The organism is Megasphaera sp. NM10 (assembly GCF_000417505.1).
GTDB classification, from domain to species: Bacteria; Bacillota; Negativicutes; order Veillonellales; family Megasphaeraceae; genus Megasphaera; species Megasphaera intestinihominis.
Map to the genome: position 1 here is coordinate 1 of NZ_APHY01000100.1, position 1,966 is coordinate 1,966.

Genomic DNA, 1,966 nt, shown 5'->3' on the forward strand with positions numbered 1-1,966 from the left:
TCAGAAATTATTCWKTATAAGATCCTCATTAAGTTGTATAATATYASCAGACATGGTCTATTGCCTCCTTACGAATTTTGTGTGGTAACTTAATTGTACTAGCGGCAATAGACTATGTCTATTTTTTATGAAATTGAATTTGCGAAATATATTTTACCTTATCCGAAGTACTCACTGTCATTCCACAAGAGATACGAAGTCATATACGCTGGAAAATACAGCTTGAAATATTTTGGGGCACTTTGGTCTCTAAGACCCAAACCGAAAAAAAATTAACGGACTTAGTTTAGGCCTTATGGCAACTGACTTCGTTAACTTTCGAAGCGGCATAAAAGTTGTAAAGTGCTGTTATTCCCTATATACAGCTAATATATTTTCTACCCATTTATCCATAGAAAATTCTTTTCGCATATAATCACGTGCTACTTTAGTCTTCTTTTCTTTTTCTTCATTTGGCACTTGTGTCAAATATAAAATTTGATTAGCCATTTCTTTCGTGATATCTTTTTCATTCGGATTGCCACACCATAAAAAACCAGGAACAGTATTCTCATCCTGACCGGGAATCCGTGAAGCAATGACTTGACAGCCACAATAAGCAGCTTCATCAATTGCCCATGTCCATCCTTCCTCACGACTCGGAGACAAAAACACATCGATTTTTTTATAGTAAGTTGCGATATCATTGCGTACTGGAACCGTTTTAATATACGAATCAAAATCATTCGTACCCAGGCTTTGTCGCAAGAAATCTCGCAATGCAGGAACTACGCTATCATTAAGTACCACATATAGTACAGCTGGATGTCCCCCCCCATTCAACCAATTGCATAGCTTTAGCTGCGATATCGACTCCTTTGCGTTCATAGTGATTTCCCATAATCATACAATGAATTGCCTTTGAAGAAGTCTCTATATAATGATCTTCGCCAATCCACGACAAACGATCAAAATCCATGGCATTATATACTGTTGTGACATGCTTTGACGAATAGAATCGCATACTGTCAGCCACACTATTTGACACTCCAATCTTATAAGAACCATGATATAGGTAACGTTTAGCCAAATCTTTAAACCAAACCAGTCTACCAGGCCAACGAACAACATGATTATGCAAATGCCAAACTATCTTGTCAGCAGGAGAAAAAACAATTTTACAACGCAAGGCTTCCTTCCCCCCAACAAAGTGGAAATGAACGATATCCACCACCTGCGCTTGATTCACTTCCTTCCACACGCTTCGTAAAGATCCAAATGACCAATCCGTGTAATATACTTTTGTCAATTCTGGAATCCAATTGCATTTTCTAGCAGCTTCCGGCAATATATAACGTACTGAAATCTCTTCATTTGCTTGCAGCGCCTTCATCGACTGAATAAAGTTGCCGCCGAAAGTAGCGGCGAAGTTTGCTACTATTACAACCTGTTTCAAAATAAACCACCTCATATAGCTTATATAATATATTTATAAACAAAATTGCTGCTTCGTAATGCAGCAACAAATGCCGAAACAAATGGTACAATCGCTACAAATATCGTTTTTCTCCAGTCATTGGACAAAAATTCACAAAAAAAATTCATTTATTAAATTTCTCTCTTTATATTCAAAATAACAGCAGCCCACAACTTTTTGAGCAAATAAATATTGCATAACCACACTTTGAAGTATAATGAATCTGCTCAATAATTTTCTACGTCAGCACGGAAAACGCAATTCTTATCGACCTATTTAATCATTCCAAACTAGCTTTACATATAATGGGCCCCTTGTCAAGACCACGTTCTAAAATTTTAAGAGTGGCAGTAAGCAGAATTATTCTAAGCAGCGAAGCAAGCAAAGTAAAACTCGTTGGGAACCTTGTAGCCTAATGCCTCGTGGGGCCGTATGTTGTTGTAATCATCTACGTATTGGTKAATCAGACGTCGAAGCTCTCTTGGGGTGCGATATTCGTTCGGATACTGA

3 protein-coding genes are annotated in these 1,966 nt (G+C 37.5%); all 3 read right to left on the reverse strand.

The features are described from left to right. Nucleotides 1-348 precede the first annotated feature (348 nt). Nucleotides 349-789, reverse strand: coding sequence for a glycosyltransferase (locus NM10_RS13445; RefSeq protein ID WP_020724099.1), 441 nt, complete (start codon nt 787-789; stop codon nt 349-351). Next, nucleotides 779-1,435 carry a glycosyltransferase gene (locus NM10_RS12255; protein ID WP_020311856.1) on the reverse strand — a complete coding sequence of 219 codons (657 nt, stop codon included), beginning with the start codon at nt 1,433-1,435 and terminating at the stop codon, nt 779-781. The genes NM10_RS13445 and NM10_RS12255 overlap by 11 nt, the downstream gene beginning before the upstream one ends. 386 nt (nt 1,436-1,821) lie before the next feature. After that, the coding region (locus NM10_RS15350) for an integrase core domain-containing protein (protein ID WP_147675887.1) at nt 1,822-1,966 on the reverse strand (145 nt) is incomplete at its 5' end.